At 66.5% G+C, this 18,761-nt stretch carries 15 protein-coding genes; 8 read left to right on the top strand and 7 right to left on the bottom strand.

The features are described 5' to 3' along the window. The first annotated feature begins 7 nt into the window (after window positions 1-7). A complete protein-coding gene (locus AC59JP_RS04765; RefSeq protein WP_497324467.1) occupies window positions 8-2,509 on the top strand; it encodes a DEAD/DEAH box helicase in 2,502 nt (833 codons plus the stop codon). A 21-nt stretch (window positions 2,510-2,530) separates the two neighbouring features. Beyond that, window positions 2,531-3,217 carry a PhzF family phenazine biosynthesis protein gene (locus tag AC59JP_RS04760; protein ID WP_497324466.1) on the top strand — a complete coding sequence of 229 codons (687 nt, stop codon included), beginning with the start codon at window positions 2,531-2,533 and terminating at the stop codon, window positions 3,215-3,217. Here AC59JP_RS04760 and AC59JP_RS04755 read toward each other — a convergent pair. Continuing rightward, window positions 3,204-3,836, bottom strand: a complete 633-nt coding sequence (locus AC59JP_RS04755) for a hypothetical protein (RefSeq protein WP_497324465.1) — start codon at window positions 3,834-3,836, stop codon at window positions 3,204-3,206. The genes AC59JP_RS04760 and AC59JP_RS04755 overlap by 14 nt on opposite strands. A 23-nt stretch (window positions 3,837-3,859) precedes the next feature. Here AC59JP_RS04755 and AC59JP_RS04750 point away from each other — a divergent pair, with 23 nt between their 5' ends. Next, entirely contained in the window at window positions 3,860-4,138 is a 279-nt protein-coding gene (locus AC59JP_RS04750; RefSeq protein ID WP_497324464.1) for a hypothetical protein, read from the top strand. On the opposite strand, the gene AC59JP_RS04745 is transcribed toward AC59JP_RS04750, so the two are convergent. Both AC59JP_RS04745 and AC59JP_RS04740 read right to left on the bottom strand, forming a co-directional pair. Next, window positions 4,077-5,309, bottom strand: coding sequence for an aminotransferase family protein (locus AC59JP_RS04745; RefSeq protein ID WP_497324463.1), 1,233 nt, complete (start codon window positions 5,307-5,309; stop codon window positions 4,077-4,079). The genes AC59JP_RS04750 and AC59JP_RS04745 overlap by 62 nt on opposite strands. A gap of 10 nt (window positions 5,310-5,319) precedes the next feature. Next, a complete protein-coding gene (locus AC59JP_RS04740) occupies window positions 5,320-5,934 on the bottom strand; it encodes a Pr6Pr family membrane protein (RefSeq protein ID WP_497324462.1) in 615 nt (204 codons plus the stop codon). A 69-nt stretch (window positions 5,935-6,003) separates the two neighbouring features. Between AC59JP_RS04740 and hrpA the strand changes: the two genes are divergently transcribed. Beyond that, entirely contained in the window at window positions 6,004-9,897 is a 3,894-nt protein-coding gene (gene hrpA, locus AC59JP_RS04735; protein WP_497324461.1) for an ATP-dependent RNA helicase HrpA, read from the top strand. On the opposite strand, the gene nrdR is transcribed toward hrpA, so the two are convergent. Together nrdR and AC59JP_RS04725 are read right to left on the bottom strand one after the other, a co-directional pair. Then, a complete protein-coding gene (gene nrdR, locus AC59JP_RS04730) occupies window positions 9,883-10,341 on the bottom strand; it encodes a transcriptional regulator NrdR (protein ID WP_497324460.1) in 459 nt (152 codons plus the stop codon). The genes hrpA and nrdR overlap by 15 nt on opposite strands. 28 nt (window positions 10,342-10,369) lie before the next feature. Next, the gene (locus tag AC59JP_RS04725; RefSeq protein ID WP_497324459.1) at window positions 10,370-10,699 is read right to left on the bottom strand and encodes a hypothetical protein; all 330 of its coding nucleotides are present in this window, start codon (window positions 10,697-10,699) and stop codon (window positions 10,370-10,372) included. Between the two features lie 277 nt (window positions 10,700-10,976). Here AC59JP_RS04725 and lexA point away from each other — a divergent pair, with 277 nt between their 5' ends. Then, a complete protein-coding gene (lexA, locus tag AC59JP_RS04720; RefSeq protein ID WP_497324458.1) occupies window positions 10,977-11,759 on the top strand; it encodes a transcriptional repressor LexA in 783 nt (260 codons plus the stop codon). A gap of 61 nt (window positions 11,760-11,820) precedes the next feature. Here the strand turns inward: lexA and AC59JP_RS04715 are convergent, their stop codons facing one another. Both AC59JP_RS04715 and ptsP read right to left on the bottom strand, forming a co-directional pair. Then, window positions 11,821-12,963 carry an acyl-CoA dehydrogenase family protein gene (locus AC59JP_RS04715; RefSeq protein WP_497324457.1) on the bottom strand — a complete coding sequence of 381 codons (1,143 nt, stop codon included), beginning with the start codon at window positions 12,961-12,963 and terminating at the stop codon, window positions 11,821-11,823. 105 nt (window positions 12,964-13,068) lie between these two features. Continuing rightward, the gene (gene ptsP / locus AC59JP_RS04710; RefSeq protein WP_497324456.1) at window positions 13,069-14,748 is read right to left on the bottom strand and encodes a phosphoenolpyruvate--protein phosphotransferase; all 1,680 of its coding nucleotides are present in this window, start codon (window positions 14,746-14,748) and stop codon (window positions 13,069-13,071) included. A 136-nt stretch (window positions 14,749-14,884) separates the two neighbouring features. On the opposite strand from ptsP, the gene AC59JP_RS04705 reads away from it, so the two are divergent. The 3 genes from AC59JP_RS04705 to AC59JP_RS04695 are packed head-to-tail and all read left to right on the top strand — an operon-like array spanning window position 14,885 to window position 18,736. Beyond that, window positions 14,885-15,652, top strand: coding sequence for a DeoR/GlpR family DNA-binding transcription regulator (locus AC59JP_RS04705; RefSeq protein ID WP_497324455.1), 768 nt, complete (start codon window positions 14,885-14,887; stop codon window positions 15,650-15,652). Continuing rightward, a complete protein-coding gene (locus AC59JP_RS04700; RefSeq protein ID WP_497324454.1) occupies window positions 15,649-16,632 on the top strand; it encodes a 1-phosphofructokinase family hexose kinase in 984 nt (327 codons plus the stop codon). Before AC59JP_RS04705 ends, AC59JP_RS04700 begins: the two co-directional genes overlap by 4 nt. A 52-nt stretch (window positions 16,633-16,684) precedes the next feature. Then, entirely contained in the window at window positions 16,685-18,736 is a 2,052-nt protein-coding gene (locus AC59JP_RS04695) for a PTS fructose transporter subunit IIABC (RefSeq protein WP_497324453.1), read from the top strand. Window positions 18,737-18,761 lie beyond the last annotated feature (25 nt).

Genomic DNA, 18,761 nt, shown 5'->3' with positions numbered 1-18,761 from the left:
TGTAGGTGTGCTCCTCTCGTCCCGCGTCCCCGACCAGAACCTCTCCCCCGATGCTCTGTACGACGCATTCCTCGAGTGGATCACCGAACGAGGGCTCGAGCTGTACCCGTTGCAGGACGAGGCCGTCATCGAGTTGGTCACCGGCAACAACGTCATTCTGGCGACGCCGACCGGGTCGGGTAAGTCCATGGTGGCCGTCGCAGCGCACTTCGCGGCGTTCGCGGCCGGGATCCGCTCGTTCTACACCGCGCCCATCAAGGCTCTGGTGAGCGAGAAGTTCTTCGCGCTGTGCGAGATCTTCGGCTCGGAGAACGTCGGAATGGTCACCGGCGACGCCTCGGTGAACGCGCAGGCGCCGATCATCTGCGCCACCGCCGAGATCGTGGCCAACATGGCGTTGCGCGAAGGTCCCGACTCGTCCATCGGCCAGGTGATCATGGACGAGTTCCACTACTACTCCGAACCGGACCGCGGGTGGGCGTGGCAGGTCCCGCTGATCGAACTGCCGAATGCCCAATTCCTGCTGATGTCGGCCACTCTCGGGGACGTCTCGTTCTTCCGTGACGATCTCACCCGGCGCACCGGCCGCACCACGTCGGTGGTCACCGGTTCCGAACGCCCTGTCCCCCTGATGTTCTCGTACCGGGTCACGCCCGTCGTCGAGACCATCGAAGAATTGGTGAACACGCATCTGGCACCGGTCTACGTCGTACATTTCACCCAGGCCGCCGCACTCGAGCGCGCGCAGGCCCTCACGAGCGTGAACGTGACGACCAAGGCCGCCAAGGAGGCCATCGCCGAGGCGATCGGCAATTTCCGCTTCACCACCGGTTTCGGTAAGACGTTGTCGCGCTTGGTTCGTCACGGAATCGGTGTGCACCATGCCGGCATGCTGCCTCGCTATCGACGACTGGTGGAGAAGCTGGCGCAGGAAGGTCTGCTCACCGTCATCTGCGGCACGGACACTCTGGGAGTCGGCATCAACGTGCCCATTCGCACGGTGCTCCTCACGGGACTGACCAAGTACGACGGAGTGCGCACCCGGCAGCTGCGCGCCCGTGAGTTCCACCAGATCGCCGGGCGCGCCGGCCGCGCGGGGTACGACACGCTCGGAACCGTCATGGTGCAGGCCCCCGAACACGAGGTCGAGAACGCTCGCCTCGTCGCGAAGGCCGGCGACGATCCCAAGAAGCTCAAGAGGATTCAGCGCAAGAAGGCGCCGGAAGGCTTCGTCTCGTGGGGTGAGCCGAGCTTCGAGCGACTCGTCGCCGCCAGCCCCGAACCGTTGACGTCGCGCTTCTCGGTCACCAACTCGATGCTCCTCAACGTGATTGCCCGCCCCGGCAACTGTTTCGAGGCGATGCGGCACCTGCTCGAGGACAACCACGAGACGCGGGCGATGCAACGACGCCACATTCTGCATGCCATCCGGTTGTACCGAGGTCTGCGCGACGCCGGCATCGTCGAGCAGCTTCCCGAGCCAGATGCGGACGGGCGTACCGCACGGCTCACGGTCGAACTGCAGCGCGACTTCGCCCTGAACCAACCGCTGTCGACGTTCGCACTCGCCACCTTCGAGCTCCTCGACGCCGAATCCCCCACGCACGCACTCGACGTGGTCTCCGTCATCGAGTCGACGTTCGACGATCCACGGCAGATTCTGATGGCGCAGCAACACGCCGCACGCGGTGAGGCCGTCGCCCAGATGAAGGCGGACGGTCTCGAGTACGAGGAACGCATGGAGTTGCTCGAGGAGATCACGTGGCCCAAGCCTCTGGCGGAGTTGCTCGTTCCCGCGTTCGAGATCTATCGGGGCGGGCATCCGTGGATCTCCGAGTTCGCCCTCTCTCCCAAGTCCGTGGTGCGGGACATGATCGAGAAGTCCCTCACGTTCGCCGAGTTGATCAGTCAGTACGGGCTGACCCGCTCGGAGGGCTCGGTGCTGCGCTACCTTGCTGACGCCTACCGGGCGCTGCGCCAGACGGTGCCGCCGGAGGCGCGGACCGACGAGGTTGCGGACATCACCGAGTGGTTGGGCGAGCTTGTCCGCCAGGTGGATTCGAGTCTTCTCGACGAATGGGAGAACCTCACCGATCCGTCCCTGGACGACGACGGAACCCCGGTGGTCGCCTACGGCGAGGACACCCCGAGGCCCGTCACCGCGAACCAGCGCGCGTTCCGAATCATGGTGCGCAATGCCCTGTTCAAGCGCGTGGAGCTCGCGGCACTGCGGCGCTGGACCGCGCTCGACGACCTCGGCCACGACATCGATTGGGAGGACGAGCTCGAACCGTTCTTCGAGGAGTACGGCGAGATCGGAATCGGCCCCAGTGCGCGCGGACCTCAGCTGTTCTCGATCTCGTTCGGCGGTGACGAGATCACCGCGCGGCAGGTACTGGAAGATCCGAACGGTGATCTGGGATGGTCCCTCGACGCCGTCATCGACGTCGAGGAGTCCGATGCCGCGGCAGAAGTGGTGTTCTCCGGCATCGCGATCACGGCCGGGTGAGCTGCTGACTATCCTTTCCCCATGTCCATCGCTGTCGACGTCGTTCGCGTGTTTGCCGACCGCGGTGGCCGCTTCGGCAATCGGCTCGGGATCGTCGACTCGCGCGACATCCTCGTCCCGGAACTACGCCAGGAACTCGCCGGCCGCCTCGGGTTCAGCGAGACCGTGTTCCTCCAGGTGCCGGACGAACCGGCGCATTCGGTGGCGGTCGCCATCTTCACGCCCGCCGTGGAACTCCCGTTCGCCGGTCATCCCACCGTGGGCCTCGCAGGGTGGCTCGCCAAACGCGGAACCCCGGTCACGATTCTCGAGGTCGGCGCGGGAGACGTGCTGGTCCGTCTCGACGGCGACACGGTCAACGTCCGCGCCAAGGCCGAGTGGTGCCCCGAGTTCGAGTTCCATCGAGTCGAGACCACCGAGGCGGTGCTCGGCGCCAGTGCGTCGACCTACACGTCGGGCCACCACTACGTGTGGGCCTGGAGCGATCAGGAAGCCGGCGCCGTCCGGTCGCGCATGTTCGCTCCCGACATGGGCGTCGCCGAGGACGAGGCGACGGGAGCAGCCGCCGTGCGTCTGACCGAGCAGCTCGGTCGAGGTCTCGACATCACGCAGGGACGCGGCTCCCGGCTGTCGACGTCGGTTCTCGGCGACGGATGGATCGAACTCGGCGGCATCGTCGTCGGCGAACCACCGCTCACGCTGGACTGATCGCTACTTCGTCCCCGAGGCGGACGCCGGGCATCAGCGGCAGGTGATCACCGCTCCAGAACTTCCCGGGGTCGTACCAGTTGGCGTTGCGCCGATCCTCGAGCAATCCCATCGCTTCGTAGGTCAGTGCGACCACCTCGGCGCAGTACGCGGTTTCCAGCGCGACGTCGGCACGCCCACGGACCGTTGGAAGTCGACCGGCGAACCACCGGCCCGCAAGCCGCGCCGTGGTGGGAAACGCCGTCCCGTCCATCCGGGCGATGGTGGTGAGCAGCGCATCTTCCTGCTCGCGGGTGACCGACGATTCGAGCTGCCGCAGCCACGCCCGCTGCGAGTACTTCTCGGACCAGTGGGTCACCGCCTCGCGCAGGTCGTGCAGCTGAACCCCTCGCTGAAAGCGACCGGTCCACATGTCCCGCAACCGATTACCCAGCTCGGCGTGCCACATGAGCGGGGGCATGTCGTCGAGGACCACGGCCATCCCGACGTGGTTGACCGGGCTGTTCGTCAACGTCTGGATGGCGCGGTCGGGAAACGAGGTTCCGCGGAAGATCCAGATGTCGCCGGTGCGCGTCAGATCGACCGCCTCGTCCAGGCTCATTCGCGAAGTCATGGGCATCACAGTAGAGCTAGCCTGACCGGATGAAGTCCTCGTCGGTCTGGAAGCTCCTCGGTCTCGCCGGCGTCGTCGGTGTGGCTGCGTCGGGCGCCGTCGTCGCTCGGTCCGAGCGCGCTCGTCGCGCGTACACCCCCGACGAGGTGCGCGAACAACTCCACCGCCGCCTCGCGGTGGCCACCACGACGGCGCACTCGCAACCCGAGGCGCCTCCCCCACCGCCACCGAGCCGCGGCGAGCGGTTCAGGCGTCGAGTGCGCGACGCGTTGCCGCTGCCATCTCGGCGATCTCGTCGTCGGTCATGACGAACGCCGGAGAGAACTGAAGAGCTCCCTGACCGGCCGCTCGGGCCGAGACACCTTCTCGTCGAAGCGCTTTCACGAAGGGCATCGCTTCGGCCGGATCAGCCATCTGAACGGCGGCCACCGCGCCCAGTCCACTGCGCACCTCGGAGACCCGATCGTGGTGGGCGAGAGGACTCAGGTGCCGGTGCAGAGCGTCCTGAACGCGCGTCGCCTCGTCGAGCAGGCCTTCGCGTTCGATGATGTCGAGATTGGCCATCGCCGCTGCGGCGGCGCCGGCGTGCCCGCCGTAGGTGTACCCGTGGCGCCACCACGTGCCGCCGGAGTAGAAGGGCTCGGCGACACGCGGTGCGACGAACACCGCACCCATCGGGACATATCCCGAGGTCAGACCCTTGGCCGTGGTCATCATGTCGGGCTGAAGATCGAACTTCGTCGAGGCGAACCAGTCGCCGCCGATGCGCCCGAAGCCGGTCACGACCTCGTCGACGACGAACAGGATGTCGTGATCGCGGCAGATCTGGCGCACCTCGTGCAGGTATCCGGCCGGAGGTAGGTAGATGCCGCCGGCGCCGATCACGGGCTCGGCGAAGAACGCCGCGATGGTGTCCGCTCCTTCCCGCTCGATGAGCTCGAGCAGTGCCTTCGCGTCGTCCCACGTGACCGTGCGGGCGTCGGGCATCAGCTCGCCGTAGTGCTCGCGGTTGAGTGGTATTCCGGCGAGCGACGTTCCGCCGACATGCATCCCGTGGTACGCCTTCTGGCGGCCGACGATGACCGTCTTGCCCGGCTGACCCACCTGGTTCCAGTACCGCCGCGCGAGCTTCGCCGCAGTGTCGATAGAGTCGGAACCGCCGGAGGTGAAGAAGATCTTGCTGCCGGGCACGGGCGCGATGGCGGCGAGACGCTCGGCCAGGGTCAGGGTGATCTCGGGAACCACGTCACCGAACGTGGAGTAGTGCGCGAGCGTGGAGAGCTGGCGCGCAACTGCGTCGGCGATCTCGCTGCGGCCGTGACCGACGTTGGTGAACCAGAGACCGGCCGTGGCGTCGAGGTAGCGGTTGCCGTCGGCATCCCAGATCGACGCGCCGTTACCCTTCGCGATCACGAAACGGCCACCGTCCTCGATGGTCTTCATGTCGGCGAATCCGTGCCAGAACGCTGCAGCAGTCATGGCCGACACCCTAGCGAGCGCTCTCGTACCTCCGACGCCCGGCGAGCTCGCCCAGGCTCGACACGGCCAGCGCGATCAGGACGAAACCGCCCAACAGGACGACCAGCCCGATGGACAACGAGACGTATCCGCCCGATCGAGGATCGAGAAACGGGTACGGGTACCAGTCCACCATCGGACCGCGGATCAGTGAATACACCCCGTACACGACGGGAAAGCTCAACCACCACAGCGCATCCCGCGCGCCGACTCGTGAACGAGGTGGTACGAGAACCCAATCGAGCAGAATGACCAGCGGGAGGATTCGGTGCAGTGCATTGTTCGTCCACGGGTCCTGAATCTGCACGTCGACGTTCGACAGCAGCACGGCGTAGACGATTCCAGTGATCACCATGTACGTCGTCACGGCTCCGCGGAACCGATCCCACCGCTCGCTCGACGGATCGAGCACCGCTCCGACGCCCAGGACGAACGCGCACAGGACGTTGCTCAGCACGGTGAAGTAGCTGAAGAAGTTGGCGACGGTGAACCCGGGCCCGGTCGTGTGTGTCGGAATCCACACCAGCGCAGCGACGCCGAGGAGGGCGAATGCCATTCGGAGAACTCGGACCGCAACTCGGCGCATGCCGGTCATTGTCACACCCGATCCGCCCGCCCGGGACCGATCACGCCACCGACTAGACTCGACGTCAGAATGCCCACGTCATCCCGCTCTCAGCTCACCTCCCGACTTCGCGAACTGACCGTTCGCGACTCGTATCGGATCGGCCGCAATCTCGATCGATCCCGCGACGACGCGGCCCTCGCCAAGATCACCGCCGAGATCGAACGCGCCGAAGTCACCGTCTCGAACCGGCGCGCGAGCGTCCCCGACCTGACCTATCCCGCGGCGCTGCCCGTCACGGCGCGCAAGGACGACATCGCGGCCGCGATCGAGGCCAACCAGGTGGTCATCGTCGCCGGCGAAACCGGGTCGGGCAAGACGACCCAGATTCCCAAGATCTGCCTCGAGCTGGGCCGCGGCGTGCGCGGCGTCATCGGTCACACCCAACCGCGGCGCATCGCGGCGCGCACCGTCGCCGAACGCATCGCCGAGGAACTGGGCCAGCCGCTCGGCGAGAGCGTCGGCTACAAGGTGCGCTTCACCGATCAGTCGTCGGACAACACCTTGGTCAAACTGATGACCGACGGCATTCTACTGGCCGAGATCCAGCGCGACCGGTTTCTGCGTCAGTACGACACCCTCATCATCGACGAGGCGCACGAGCGCAGCCTCAACATCGACTTCATCCTCGGGTACCTCGCTCAGCTGCTCCCCCGCCGCCCCGACCTCAAGGTCATCGTCACCTCGGCGACCATCGACCCGGAGCGGTTCGCCGAGCATTTCCGCACCGCCGGTGCGCCGGCACCCATCGTCGAGGTGTCGGGCAGGACGTTCCCCGTCGAGGTGCGGTACCGCCCCCTCACCGTCGACGTGGACGACGAGACCGTCGACCGCGATCCCGTCGACGCGACGTGCGACGCGGTGGAGGAGCTTCTCCGTGAGCCGGAGGGCGACGTTCTCGTCTTCCTGTCCGGTGAGCGCGAGATCCGCGACACCGCCGACGCGCTGCGCGACCGAAACCTGCGCAACCTGGAGATCCTGCCGCTCTACGCGAGACTTTCTGCAGCCGAGCAACATCGGGTCTTCACTGCGCACACGGGGCGACGAGTCGTGTTGGCCACCAACGTCGCCGAGACATCGCTGACGGTGCCGGGCATCCGCTACGTCGTCGACCCCGGAACCGCCCGTATCTCGCGATACTCGGTGCGCACCAAGGTGCAGAGGCTGCCCATCGAACCGATCTCGCAGGCATCGGCTCGCCAGCGCGCCGGCCGGTGCGGACGCGTCGCCGACGGAATCTGTATTCGCCTCTACTCGGAAGAGGACTTCGATTCTCGGCCCGAGTTCACCGATCCGGAGATCCTCCGCACCAACCTCGCGTCGGTCATCTTGCAGATGACCTCCCTCGGGCTCGGCCGCATCGAGAAGTTCCCCTTCGTCGAGGCGCCGGACCCGCGCGCGATTCGGGACGGTCTCGGCCTCCTGAACGAACTGGGAGCGATCGACAACGCCCCGGCGAACACCGGTGACGGACCGGTTCTGACGCAGCTCGGACGCGAACTGGCGGGCCTCCCCGTCGATCCGCGCATGGCGAGGATGCTGGTCGAGGCCAACCGGACCGGGTGCCTGAAGGACATGCTGATCATCGTCTCCGCCCTGTCCATTCAGGACGTGCGCGAGCGGCCCGCCGAACACCAACAGGCCGCCGACGAGAAACACGCCCGGTTCGCGGTGGAGAACTCGGACTTCCTGGCGTACCGCGAGCTGTGGAACTATCTGCGCGCGCAACGAGACGAGAAGTCCAGCAATCAGTTTCGGCGTATGTGCAAATCGGAATTCCTGCACTACCTGCGTATCCGCGAGTGGCAGGATCTGCACGGGCAACTTCGGCAGATCACGCGCGGCTTGGGGTGGACGCCGTCGGACACGCCCGCCTCCGAAGCGACGATTCATCAGGCGTTGCTCGCAGGCCTGTTGTCGCACATCGGAGTTCGGGAGGGCGACAAGCGTGACTTCCTCGGCGCACGAGGAAGCAAGTTCGCGGTCTTCCCCGGCTCCGGCCTGTTCAAGAAGCCCCCGCGCTGGATCATGGCAGCCGAACTGGTCGAAACGTCGCGGCTGTGGGCCCGCATGGGCGCCCGAATCGAACCGGAGTGGGCCGAGAAGCTGGCGCCGCATCTGGTCAAACGCATCTATTCGGAACCCCATTGGTCGACCAAACGCGAAGCGGCGATGGCGTACGAGCGCGTCACGCTGTACGGAATCCCACTGGTGACCAAACGGCCCGTCAATTACGGGCCCATCGACGCCGAGATTTCGCGCGAGCTGTTCATTCGTCACGCACTGGTGCAGGGAGAATGGCGCACGCATCACGCGTTCTTCCGTGCCAACCAGGAATTACGCAGCGACGCCGAGGAATTGGAGCAGCGCGCCAGGCGCCGCGACATCGTGGTGGACGACGACACACTGTTCGCCTTCTACGACGAACGTGTCCCGGCGAATGTCGTGTCCGCGCGCCACTTCGACCGGTGGTGGAAGAAAACGTCCCGGACCTCGCCCACACTTCTCGACTTCGACCGCACCACCGTCGTCAACACCGACGCCGCCGCCGTCCTGTCGGGCGAGTACCCGGACGCTTGGCGTCAGGGAGAGTTGCAATTCCCGTTGACCTACCAGTTCGAACCGGGGAAGGACGACGACGGCGTGACCGTGCGCATCCCGGTCGCGTTGCTCGGCTCGGTCTCGGACGTCGGGTTCGACTGGCTGGTTCCCGGCATGCGCCAGGAACTCGCGAGCGCCCTGATCAAGACCCTGCCGAAAGAACTGCGGCGCAATGTCGTTCCCGCTCCGGATTTCGCGAAGGCCGCACTGTCCGCAGTGCGTCCACGGTCGGAACCGCTCACGTTCGCTCTGGCGCGTGAACTGTCCAGGTTGGGATCGACACGGATCGCTCCGACCGACTTCGATCCGGCGTCGCTTCCGGCTCATCTGAAGATGACGTTCGTCGGTCAGGACGAGAACGGCCGCGAACTGGCCCGATCGACGTCGCTGTCCGAGCTCCGTCGTCTGCTCGGGGAGCGCGCGTCGTCGGCCGTGGCCCGCGCCGCAGCCGATTCCGAGCGTGCACCGGCCACGCGGTGGACGTCGCAGACCCTCGGCACGCTCGAGCCCACGGTCACACGCACGGTGGGTGGTCAGAAGGTCACCGGTTACCCCTCGCTGGTTGCCGAGAACGACGGCGTCGCGGTTCGGGTCCTGGGTTCCGCTGCGCAGCAACGCGCCTCGATGCGGGACGGAACGCGGCGTCTGTTACTGGACGCGGTGCCGACGTCGTCGAAGTCGATTCTGGGCGGCCGCACCAACAGTCAGCGCCTCGCGTTGGGACAGAACCCCCACGGGAGCCTCGACGCGTTGCTCGACGACTGTCGCACGCTGGCGGTCGACGACATCATGATGGCGAACGGTGGGCCGGTGAGCTCGCCCGACGACTTCGCTGCGCTGGTGACGGTGACGCGCGCCGAGCTTCCGTCGCGCGTGGCCCGCATCGTGCGCGCCGTCGAGCCGGTTCTCGCCGCCACCGCCCGGCTGCGTTCGGCCCTCCACGGGGCGACGGGGGAAGCTGCCGAAGATGTTCGCGAACAACTGGATTCGCTGATCTTCCCCGGGTTCGTGTTCGAGACCGGTGAGAAGCACCTCGCCGAACTTCCGCGGTACCTTCAGGGCGCGATCGACCGACTCGAAGCACTGCCGTCCAGTGCGCAGCGTGATCGTGTGGGTATGGATGCGCTCGACCGGGTCTACGCGGACTACGACACCCTCTTGCAGTCTGTTCCGGAGGCGCGTCGCACCGCACCTGCTATCCGGGAGGTTGCGTGGATGATCGAAGAACTGCGCGTGAACTTGTTCGCTCAGAAGCTGGGGACACCGTATCCGGTGTCGGAGAAGCGAGTCCGACGGGTCATCGAGGACCTACGCCGTGGTTGAGCGATGCTCTCGGAGGTCTTTGATCTCGCGCTCGAAATCGTCGGCACTGCTGAACGAGCGATAGACCGACGCGAAGCGCAGGTACGCAACCTCGTCGAGATCACGTAGTGGCCCGAGAATGGCCAAACCGACTTCGTTGCTGGGGATCTCGGCCGATCCGGAGGATCGAACCGCGTCCTCCACCTGCTGCGCCAGCAATCCCAAGGCGTCGTTGTCGACGTCGCGGCCCTGGCACGCCCGTCGTACACCCTTGATGACCTTGTCGCGACTGAACGGCTCGGTGACGCCGCTGCGCTTGACCACCGACAGCACCGCGGTTTCGACTGTGGTGAACCGTCGTCCACACTCCGGGCAGGACCGTCGCCGACGGATGGCCTGACCTTCGTCCGCCTCGCGCGAATCGACGACTCGCGAGTCGGGGTGTCGACAGAACGGGCAATGCATGAGGCAAGACTACCCGCCGGCATTTCCGTCAGCGGGCGCCCGCCGCACCCAGCTCGCCCTGCACGATCGACGTGGATGTGGGCGATTGCACATCGTTGGTGTCGGCACGCAGGTTGGCTACGCCGATCAAGCCGAGCGACAGGACAGCGGTGGTCACGGCGACCGCGAGCATCTGCCCGACCGACATCCGCGAAGGCTGCTCGTGCTCGGTCCGCGACACGCCCGGCCCGCACTGACCGTAATCGACCGTTCCGGCGGCAGGCCGCGTACCGACCGGACGCCGCACCGGTGCGCTGCGACGCGTGCGGACCGAAGAGCTGGCCTGAACAGTGCTGGTGAGAACAGAGCTGGTGGTCATCGAAACAACTCCTTGCTGCGCGTCGACCCGTGGTGGGCCGACTGTGTCGGTGTTCGAACGTTCGAACGTTCGAATGCTCGATGTTCGATCACGCGTTCGAAAGAACGCATGTGCGATTTGTAGCACGCAGCTCCGACAAAGTCTGCGAAACACGCGACACGCTTCGAACAGGTGTTTGATCGAACAGGTGTTTCGGTCTAAATTCGTGGCATATCGCACAGCTCGTTCGAATCGAACGGCAGGCGAAACACGAATGCAGAACCAGGAGGCCAGGCGAATGAAGGACGACAACTCGTCATCCACAACGGCAACACGGAAGAAGGGCACGGAGCCGGACGCCGCTGCGCCCGAGTCGGGTTCGGTGGCCGTCGGTGTGCCCGATGCCGACATCACGGCAGGCCTGACCGATCGCCAGCGCCGCGTTCTCGAAGTCATCCACGCGTCGGTTCGCGAGCGCGGATATCCGCCGAGCATTCGAGAGATCGGTGATGCGGTGGGGCTCACCTCCACGTCGTCCGTCGCGCATCAATTGCGCACCTTGGAGAAAAAGGGATTCCTGCGGCGGGACCCGAATCGCCCCCGCGCGGTGGACGTTCGCGGACTGGACGATCCCGCACAGGACGCGCCGCAGAGCGCCCCTGAGATCGACACGGAGGTCGCGACCGCCGATGCGGAGCGCTTGCCCGCCCCGACGTTCGTGCCCGTTCTCGGTCGTATCGCGGCCGGCGGTCCGATCCTCGCCGAGCAGGCCGTCGAGGACGTCTTCCCGCTCCCCCGCGAGCTCGTCGGGTCCGGTTCTCTCTTCCTCCTGCGCGTCGTGGGCGAGTCCATGATCGACGCCGCGATCTGCGACGGTGACTGGGTTGTCGTGCGGCAGCAGAACGTGGCTGAGCAGGGCGACATCGTTGCCGCCATGATCGACGGCGAGGCGACGGTCAAGACCTTCAAGCGTATCGACGGTCAGGTGTGGCTGATGCCGCACAACCCGCTGTTCGAGCCGATCCCGGGCAACCACGCGGTGGTTCTGGGCAAGGTCGTGACGGTCATGCGCAAGCTCTGACCCGAGACGAAGAAACACCCCGGATGCGTCGTGCATCCGGGGTGTTTCTGTCTTCGACGAATCAGAGATTCAGCCCGCGGCCGATGATCTCCTTCATGATTTCCGTGGTGCCGCCGTAGATGGTCTGCACGCGAGAATCCATGTACGCCTTGGCGATCGGGTATTCCTTCATGTATCCGTAGCCGCCGTGCAGCTGCAGGCACCGATCGATCAGCTTGACCTGAGACTCCGTGGTCCACCACTTCGCCATCGCGGCTTCCTGGACGCTCAGCTTCTCGTCGTTGAGCAACTCGATGAACTTGTCCACCATGATGCGCACTGCCGTGGTCTCGGTTGCCAACTCCGCCAACACGAAACGGGTGTTCTGGAACTTGCCGATCGACTTGCCGAAGGCCTTGCGGTCACGGCAGTACTGGATCGTCATCTCCAGGGCGGACTCCATGGCCGCCGCCGCAACCACCGCGATCGACAGTCGCTCCTGGGGCAGGTTCTTCATCAAGTAGATGAAGCCCATGCCCTCCTCGCCGATGAGGTTCGCGGAGGGCACCCGGACGTCGGTGAAGCTGAGTTCCGCCGTGTCCTGCGCCTTCATACCGATCTTGTCGAGGTTGCGTCCTCGCTCGAATCCGGCCATGCCGCGCTCCACGCCGAACAGGCTGAAGCCCTGCGCGCCCTTGTCGGGATCGGTGCAGGCGACCACGATCACGAGGTCGGCGTTGATTCCGTTGGTGATGAACGTCTTCGAACCGTTCAGCACCCAGTCGTCGCCGTCGCGGACGGCCCGAGTCTTGATGCCTTGCAGGTCGCTACCCGTACCCGGCTCGGTCATGGCGATCGCGGTGATGATCTCGCCCGAGCAGAATCCCGGCAGCCAGCGCGCCTTCTGCTCGTCGTTGGTGAGCTCGATCAGGTACGGCGCGACCACGTCGTTGTGCAGCGTGAAGCCGATTCCGCTGAACCCGGCGCGCGTCGTCTCCTCGGTGACCACGGCGTTGTAGCGGAAGTCCTTGACGCCACCGCCGCCGAAATCTTCGGGTGCAGCGGTGCCGAGGAAGCCCTGCTTACCGGCTTCGACCCACACACCGCGGTCGACGATGTTCTGCTTCTCCCACTCGTCGTGGAACGGCGCCACGTGTTGCGCCAGAAACTTCTTGTACGACTCGCGAAAGAGCTCGTGCTCCGGCTCGAACAGGGTGCGTTCCATCGGTTCTCCTCAGATCGTGGCCGTGCGCCAGTTCTCTCGACTGTACGACCGGCGCCGACACGCGTCGATGACCAAGGCGTGCACCATCCGTGACCGACGTGGGCGTCAGCTCAGGATCGCGGCGGCCGCGGCGCGCGCCTCGTCGGTGCTCGACGTGGCCAGTACTGCCTCCGCTGCCTGACGGCACTGATCGAGTGTCACCGATTCGAGCTTGGCACCGACACCCGCCACGGCGGCGGACGCGGCGGACAGCGAGGTGACCCCGAAGCCGACGAGGACACACGCCAGCAGCGGGTCGGCCGCGGCCTCGCCGCACACACCGACGGGCTTACCGACTCTCGCACCGGCTTTCGCCGTCTGCGAGACGAGGGTGAGGACGGCGGGCTGCCACGGGTCGGTCAGTCCGGCGAGGTTCGCGGACATGCGATCGGCGGCCATCGTGTACTGCGCGAGGTCGTTCGTACCGATGGACAGAAAGTCGACGTGGTCGAGGATGCGATCGGCGAGCAGCGCTGCGGCGGGGACCTCGATCATCACGCCGGGCTTGAGCCCTCGCTCGCGCACGTCGGCCGCGAAGGCCTCCGCCTCGGCCGCCGTCGCGATCATCGGTGCCATCACCCACGGTTCGGAGCCCGTCGTCTTCGCTGCGGCGGCGATGGCGTCGAGCTGGCGGTAGAGGATGCCGCGGTTGCCCTCGGCGATGCGGATACCGCGCACGCCGAGTGCCGGATTGGCTTCGTCGGGGTGGTTGGCGAAGCGCATCGGCTTGTCCGACCCGGCGTCGAGGGTGCGGATGACCACCTTCTTGCCGTCGAACGCGTCGAGCACCTGGCCGTAGATCTCCGCCTGCTCGTCGACGGTGGGTTCGGTGTCGCGGTCGAGAAAGCTCAGTTCGGTCCGGAAGAGGCCGATTCCCTCCGCCGCAGTCGAACTCGCGGCGCGTGCGCCGGCGCCGTCCTGAACGTTCGCGAGTACGTCGACGAGGTGACCGTCGGCGGTTCGACCGGGGCCGGTCCACTGCGAGACCTGCTCGAGGTGCGACTTCGATTCGGCCACAGCGGTGTTCGCGGTCTCGGGATCGGGATCGACCACCACCAGCCCGCTGGTGCCGTCGACCATGACCAACGTGCCCGATTCGACCTCGTCCAGGCCGGTCACCGCCACGATGCACGGAATTCCGAGCTGACGCGCGATGATCGCGGTGTGGCTGGTGGGCCCACCCAGCGACGTGGCCAGGCCGACCACGAGCGACGCGTCCAGGCCGGCGGTGTCCGCCGGAGCAAGGTCTTCGGCCAGGAGGATCGACGGCTGCGTCGGGGTCGGTACTCCGGGCTCCGGGAGACCGAGGAGCTCGGCGATCACGCGGTCACGAATGTCGAAGAGGTCGGTGGTCCGCTCGGCCATGCGTCCCCCGAGCGAGGCCAGCGTGCCGGCCAACTTGCCCGTCGCCGCGGACACGGCGCCGACGGCGCCGGTTCCGTTCTTGATCTGCTTGACCGCAGGTGACAGCCACCCGCGGTCCTCGGCCATGGCGGCGTTGGCGGCGAGCACCTCGGACGCGGAGCCGGTAGCCAGCGCTGCGCGGTCCTTGAGCCGTCCGGCGACCACGGCCGCGGCGTCGCGCAGGCGCGCGACCTCGGCTTCGCGCTCGTCCTCGGCCACTGTCACCTCGTCGGCGAGCGGTACGGGCCGCGGCGCGGGGCGGATGACGGGGGCGTACCCCACACCCGGCACAACCGGCGTTCCCTGGTACTCGCTCGTCTTGGTGGTGACCGATGCCGACATGACGTTCTCTCCTTCGACGTATGTTCCACGTCTCGACTTATCTGACTTGTGATTCAGATTACTCAAATCCATTGACAAGTCAACACACACGGGCGTAAAACAACATAAACCAACAGAAAATCCCGAGGAGGTGAAGATGTACGCAGAAGAGAGACAGCAGGCGATCGCGAGTCTGATCGGACAGCGAGGACGTGTGTCCGTCACCGACCTCGCCGACTCGTTCGACGTCACCACCGAAACCGTACGTCGGGACCTCGCGGTTCTGGACCGAATCGGATTGGTCAAGAGAGTCCACGGCGGCGCCGTACCCGCGTCCACGCTCATCTCCACCGAACCGGGCATGGCCGAACGCGAGCACACACACGCAGACCAGAAGGACCGCATCGCCGCCAAGGCGCTTGCCTACCTCCCGCCTGCAGGCGGAAGCATGATCATCGACGCCGGCACCACCACGGCGCGGCTCGCCGCACTCCTCCCGGTCGATTGCTCGCTCGACGTGGTCACCAACTCCGTGCCCATCGCCGCTCGGCTCGCCGCCGTCCCGTCCGCACACCTGCACCTGCTCGGCGGTCGCGTTCGCGGCGTCACGCAGGCCTCCGTCGGTGAAGATGCACTGCGCGTTCTCGCCACGCTGCGGGTCGACGTCGCGTTCGTCGGAACCAACGCCATCAGCGTCGGACACGGCCTGTCCACCCCCGACAGCGACGAGGCCGCGGTCAAGCGCGCTATCGTACTGTCGGCCAATCAGGTTGTCGTCGTTGCCGATTCGGCCAAACTCGGGCGCGAGTTCCTCATCTCGTTCGCCCCCATCGACAGTGTCGACGTGCTCGTCACGGACGACGGCATCTCCAGCGCAGACGTCACTCGTCTGCAGGATCAGGGAATAGAGGTAGTAGTGGCATGATCGTCACTCTCACGGCCAACCCCAGCATGGACAGAACCGTGCTGCTGGACGGTGAGCTCGTCCGAGGTTCGGTACACCGAGCATCAGGAACGACCACCGACCCCGGCGGCAAGGGGGTGAACGTCGCACGTGTCGTCAGCTCGGCCGGAAAGGGTTGCACGGCAGTTCTTCCCGGCAACGGAAGCGATCCGCTCCTGGCTGCTCTCGGCGCCATCGGAGTCCGCTACCGCGCGGTTCCCACGCTCGGCGCCGCACGCATCAACCTCACGGTGAGCGAGCCCGACGGCACCACGACCAAGATCAACGAACCGGGAGCGACGGTGGGCTCGGACACCGTCGACGGACTGTTCGCCACCATCGTCGACCTCGCCGCGCACGCACAGTGGGTGGTCCTCTCCGGGTCCGTCCCGCCCGGCATCTCGGCCGGCTGGTACGGCGAGCTCGTACGGGCGATGACCGACCTCGAGTGCAAGGTCGCCGTCGACACCTCCGACGACCCCCTCACGGCACTTGCGGCCGGATTCCCCGACACCGCACCGGATTTGATCAAACCCAACGCCGAGGAACTGGCGCAGCTGACCGGGTCGAACGGTGACGAGCTCGAACGAGCCGCTGCCGCAGGCGATCCCGGCCCGACGGCGTCCGCGGCCGCGATTCTCGTGGACCGCGGTGCCGGCGCCGTCCTCGCCACGCTCGGCGCTGCCGGTGCCGTGCTGGTGACGGCCGACGGCGCCTGGTCCGCGATTCCTCCCCGAATCACCCCCCGGAGCACCGTCGGTGCTGGAGACTCGTCCTTGGCCGGGTACATCCTGGCGGACCTCGACGGGGCCCACGGGGCCGGACGGCTCGCACGCGCCGTCGCCTACGGCACCGCAGCCACCGCACTGCCCGGAACACAGCTACCGACACCCGCTCACGTGAACGAGGGCGACGTGACGATCCGAGCCCTCGATTCACCGATACGCGTTGCACGCGCATGACAACACCACCCACATCCGTCCACAGCACGACCGCACACCAAGGAAAGAATCAATGACCACCTCCAGCACCAGGCCGGGAATCATCAGCGAGGAGCTGATCACTCTCGACGCGGACCTCGGGTCCACCAAGAACGACGTCATCGAGAAGCTGGCCGGGCTGCTCGCCGACGCCGGGCGCGCCACCGAGGTCGACGGACTGCGCGACGCAGCCCTCGCCCGCGAAGCGCAGTCGGCCACCGGCCTTCCCGGCGGCATCGCCATCCCCCACTGCCGGTCTGCGGCCGTCACCACGGCGTCGCTCGGCTTCGCCCGCCTGAACCCGAAGGTCGACTTCGGCGCACCCGACGGCGACGCCGACCTCGTCTTCCTCATCGCCGCACCCGAAGGCGCCGGCTCGGAGCACATGAAACTGCTCTCCAGCCTGGCCCGTGCACTGGTCAAGCCCGCGTTCGTGACCTCGCTGCGTGAAGCGGCCACCCCGGCCGACGTCGTCGCGCTGGTCGAGGAGGTGCTCAAGCCCAAGGCCCCCAAGGCATCCGCTGCTGCTGCCACCACCGCGGCCGCGGCCGCCCCGGTTGCCACGACCAAGGACGCCGGACCCGCCGACGCTGCCGGCGGTGCCCGCCACATCGTCGCCATCACGGCGTGCCCCACCGGCATCGCGCACACCTACATGGCGGCCGATTCGCTGACCGCCGCCGGTGAGCGCGCCGGCGTTCCGGTCTACGTCGAGACGCAGGGTTCGTCGGGCTCGACGCCGCTCGACCCGTCGCTCGTCGCGAACGCCGCCGCGGTCATCTTCGCCACCGACGTGGGCGTGAAGAACCGGGAACGCTTCGCCGGCAAGCCCGTCATCGAGTCCGGCGTCAAGCGCGCCATCAACGAGCCCGACGTGATGGTCACCGAGGCGCTGCGCGCATCGATGGATCCGTCGGCACGCACCGTCTCGGGTACCGCTCCGGGTGCCTCCGACGCATCGTCGTCCGGCAGCTCGCTCGGCTGGGGCACTCGCCTGCGCCAGATCCTGCTCACCGGCGTCAGCTACATGATTCCGTTCGTCGCCGCCGGCGGCCTGCTCATTGCTCTCGGATTCCTGCTCGGCGGGTACGAGATCAAGGGTGTCGCGGAAGACATCATGACCAACAACAGCCTGACCAACCTCCCGGACGGCGGCCTGCGCATCTTCATCGGCGCGGTGCTGTTCCAGCTCGGCGGTTTGGCGTTCGGCTTCCTCGTCCCCGCTCTGGCCGGTTACATCTCGTTCGCCATCGCCGACAGGCCCGGTCTCGCACCAGGTTTCACCGCCGGTGCCGTGGCACTGTTCGTCGGTGCCGGATTCATCGGCGGCCTCGTGGGCGGCATCATCGCCGGCTTCGTCGCACTGTGGATCAGCCGCATCTCCGTACCGCCGTGGCTGCGCGGCCTGATGCCCGTCGTGATCATCCCGCTCGGCGCAACCCTGGTGGTCGGCGCTCTGATGTTCCTCGTTCTCGGCCGCCCGCTCGCCGCGATCACCACCGGACTCACCAACTTCCTCAACGGACTGTCGGGCTCGTCGGTCATCATCCTCGGCATCATTCTCGGCCTGATGATGTGCTTCGACCTCGGCGGACCGGTCAACAAGGCGGCCTACGCCTTCGCGACCGCCGGTCTGAGCGTCGACAACACTGCGTCTCTGAAGATCATGGCCGCAGTCATGGCCGCGGGCATGGTTCCGCCGCTCGCGATGGCACTGTCGTCCACCCTTCGCCCGAAGCTCTACAGCGAGGCAGAGCGCGAGAACGGCAAGGCCGCATGGCTTCTCGGCGCTGCCTTCATCTCCGAAGGTGCGATCCCCTTCGCCGCGACCGATCCGCTGCGAGTGATCCCGTCGATGATGGCCGGCGGCGCCGTCACCGGTGCACTGATCATGTCCTTCGGCACCACCCTCAGCGCACCGCACGGTGGACTGCTGGTGTTCTTCGCGATGAACAACTTCTTCACGTTCCTCGCGGCCCTGGCCATCGGTACCGTCGTCTCGGCACTGCTCGTCACATCGATCAAGCAGTTCGCGGGTAAGAAGGAACCCGTCCTGGTCGAGGACAAGATCGCCGTGGCAGCCTGATCTCCACCACTTCATCACCAGAAGG

This window comes from Rhodococcus sp. 320_ES (assembly GCF_059691855.1).
This window is presented reverse-complemented; position numbering and strand designations above follow the sequence as displayed.

Coding starts and splice junctions, on each gene's coding strand:
- AC59JP_RS04760 (WP_497324466.1), top strand. CDS start 2,531: ATGTCCATCGCTGTCGACGTCGTTCGCGTGTTTGCCGACCGCGGTGGC.
- AC59JP_RS04755 (WP_497324465.1), bottom strand. CDS start 3,836: ATGCCCATGACTTCGCGAATGAGCCTGGACGAGGCGGTCGATCTGACG.
- AC59JP_RS04750 (WP_497324464.1), top strand. CDS start 3,860: ATGAAGTCCTCGTCGGTCTGGAAGCTCCTCGGTCTCGCCGGCGTCGTC.
- AC59JP_RS04745 (WP_497324463.1), bottom strand. CDS start 5,309: ATGACTGCTGCAGCGTTCTGGCACGGATTCGCCGACATGAAGACCATC.
- AC59JP_RS04740 (WP_497324462.1), bottom strand. CDS start 5,934: ATGCGCCGAGTTGCGGTCCGAGTTCTCCGAATGGCATTCGCCCTCCTC.
- hrpA (WP_497324461.1), top strand. CDS start 6,004: ATGCCCACGTCATCCCGCTCTCAGCTCACCTCCCGACTTCGCGAACTG.
- nrdR (WP_497324460.1), bottom strand. CDS start 10,341: ATGCATTGCCCGTTCTGTCGACACCCCGACTCGCGAGTCGTCGATTCG.
- AC59JP_RS04725 (WP_497324459.1), bottom strand. CDS start 10,699: ATGACCACCAGCTCTGTTCTCACCAGCACTGTTCAGGCCAGCTCTTCG.
- lexA (WP_497324458.1), top strand. CDS start 10,977: ATGAAGGACGACAACTCGTCATCCACAACGGCAACACGGAAGAAGGGC.
- AC59JP_RS04715 (WP_497324457.1), bottom strand. CDS start 12,963: ATGGAACGCACCCTGTTCGAGCCGGAGCACGAGCTCTTTCGCGAGTCG.
- ptsP (WP_497324456.1), bottom strand. CDS start 14,748: ATGTCGGCATCGGTCACCACCAAGACGAGCGAGTACCAGGGAACGCCG.
- AC59JP_RS04705 (WP_497324455.1), top strand. CDS start 14,885: ATGTACGCAGAAGAGAGACAGCAGGCGATCGCGAGTCTGATCGGACAG.
- AC59JP_RS04700 (WP_497324454.1), top strand. CDS start 15,649: ATGATCGTCACTCTCACGGCCAACCCCAGCATGGACAGAACCGTGCTG.
- AC59JP_RS04695 (WP_497324453.1), top strand. CDS start 16,685: ATGACCACCTCCAGCACCAGGCCGGGAATCATCAGCGAGGAGCTGATC.